The organism is Micromonospora sp. M51 (assembly GCF_018070305.1).
GTDB lineage: Bacteria > Actinomycetota > Actinomycetes > Mycobacteriales > Micromonosporaceae > Micromonospora > Micromonospora parva.
The window spans coordinates 1-2,434 of the sequence record NZ_JAGPXZ010000845.1 but is presented as its reverse complement, the minus strand read 5'-3'; the positions used below and the strand labels follow the sequence as shown (position 1 = coordinate 2,434).

Genomic DNA, 2,434 nt, shown 5'->3' with positions numbered 1-2,434 from the left:
GGGCCGACGGCCAGTTTCGAGTGGGCGGTCTCGGCCGCCGCGAGCATCGCCGTCCACCTGCGGCAGGCCGGTTACAAGTTGCGGCTGGTCACCGGCGCGGGGGCGGACGTGGACGCCTCGGAGGCCGGCGGGGACGGGGCGCTGCTCGACCACCTGGCCGAGGTACGACTGGATCAGCGTGCCGAGGTCACCGGCCTCGTGCAGCGGGTCCGCCAGCGCTCCGACGGTGGTCTGATCATCGGCCTGTTCGGCACTGTCAGCGTCGCCGAGGCGGAGCTGCTGGCCGGGCTGCGGGGCAACAACGCCACCTGCGTCGGCTTCCTGTTGAACAGCTCCACCTGGCTCAGCCTGCCCGAGAAGGCCCGCGCCGAGGCGGAACACGCGCACGCCGCCGCCGTCCTCGCCATGTTGCAGAGTGGCTGGCGGGTGGTCGGCGACGACCACGGCGGCCGGCTCCCGGCGCAGTGGCCGCAGGCCGGCCGGGGTGCGCAGGGGATCGCCATGCGCGCCGCGCTGGCCGAGACGGTCGCCGGCGGGGTGCGATGACCGGAAGGCTCCCCTCATGATCAGCACTCGCAACATCGGCGTGGTGGCGGCGGGGGCCACGCTGCTGGCCGCCGCACCGCTGTCGGCCATCTTCCAGGGCTGGACGTGGTTGATCGAGTCCATCATCGCGGTCGCCGTGGTGGCCGGGGTGGCCGCGCTGACCCGACTCGTCCGGGCACCGCTGTGGGGTCAGGTGCTGGGCATGCTGGCCGGCCTGATGCTTGCCCTGACCTGGTTGTTCCCCAGCGGCGAGGAGCTGCTCGCGATCCTGCCGACCCCGGGCACATTCGCGTACTTCGGTGACCTGCTCGCCGGCTCCATGCAGGACATGCGTTCGTACGGGGTCGAGGTCCCGGACACTGACCCGCTGCTGTTCATCGCCGTCCTCGGCGTCGGTGCGGTCGCCGTGCTGGTGGACGTGCTGGCCGTGGGGTTGCGTCGGCCCGCCCTGGCCGGGCTGCCGATGCTCGCCATCTACTCGGTGCCGGTCGCCGTCTACGTCGACAGCGTCCCCGCGGTGCCGTTCGTGGTGGGCGCCGCCGGTTACCTCTGGCTGCTGGTCACCGACAACGTCGACCGCGTACGCCGCTTCGGGCGGCGGTTCACCGGTGACGGCCGCGACGTCGACGTGTGGGAGGCCTCCCCGCTGGCGTCCGCCGGCCGCCGGCTCGCGGCGGTCGGGGTGGCCCTGGCGGTGCTGCTGCCGTTGGCGGTGCCCGGCATGACCGGCGGGCTGCTCGACTCGCTCAGCCGAGGGTCGGGCAACGGCGGCTCGGGTGGCACGTCGGGTCGGATCGACCTGTTCGCCTCGCTCGCCGGCCAGCTCAACCAGTCCCAGGTAGCCGACCTGGTGAAGGTGAAGACGTCCGAGCAGAACCCGTTCTACCTGCGCTACGCGGTCGCCGACGAGCTGCGCCCCAGCGGTTTCCAGGCGCGCAACCCCAGCGGCCGGTCGGTGAACCGGGACCTGCCGAACCCGGCCGAGAGGGCCGGCCCAGGCGTGCAGCAGGCCACCTACCAGGCGACGGTCGAGGTCACCAAGAGCCTCAGCATGTCGCTGATGCCGGTGTACGCCGAGCCGACCCGCACCGACGACCTCAGCGACAACTGGCTCTACGACACCAACCAGCAGGTGGTCTTCTCCAACCGGGAGAACTCCCGGGGCCGGAAGTACTCCTTCGACTACGTCCGCTCGACCTTCACGCAGGCGGCGTTGCGGGCCGCGCAGCCACTGCCGGCCGACCATCCCGTACGCCGCCAGATGACCGCCACCCCCGCGCCGGTGCCCGAGGTGGAGGAGCTGGTCAAGGGGTTGATCCAGGGCAAGCGCACGGACTACGACCGGGTGTTGGCGATCTACCAGCACTTCTCGGCGGACAACGGGTTCAGCTACCGGTTGAGCACCGAGAGCGGCAGCAGCGGTCAGGACATCGTCAACTTCCTGACCAACAAGGTCGGCTACTGCCAGCAGTACGCCGCCGCGATGGCCTGGCTGGTCCGCTCGGCCGGCATCCCGGCCCGGGTCGCGTTCGGGTTCACCAACGGCAGCAAGCGCGACGGTGACACCTACACGCTGACCAACCTCAATCTGCACGCCTGGACCGAGGTCTACTTCGACGGGGCCGGTTGGGTGCCGTTCGACGCCACCCCGGCGTACGGGGTGCCCGGCGCGACCCGGTCGCCCTGGGCGCCGGACAACGACGCACCGGAGACGCCCAGCCCGGACACTGAGGTCCCGACCACCCCGACGGACCCGGGAGCCTCGGCCGGGCCCTCCAGCCCGGACAACGCCGACCGGGAAACCGACGAGGGGTTCGCAGCCGGTGGGACGACGCCGGACGAGCAGCCACCGGTCTGGCCCTGGTGGGCGGCGGGCCTGGTGGCACTG

The 2,434-nt window shown here is 71.9% G+C and carries 1 protein-coding gene and 1 pseudogene; both read left to right on the top strand.

The genetic code is table 11. The features are described from left to right. Positions 1–546: pseudogene (locus tag KBX53_RS29650) on the top strand (DUF58 domain-containing protein); the annotation flags it as partial. Between the two features lie 16 nt (positions 547–562). Beyond that, positions 563–2,434 (top strand): DUF3488 and transglutaminase-like domain-containing protein (locus tag KBX53_RS29645; RefSeq protein ID WP_247676422.1); only part of this gene is annotated, 1,872 nt, incomplete at its 3' end.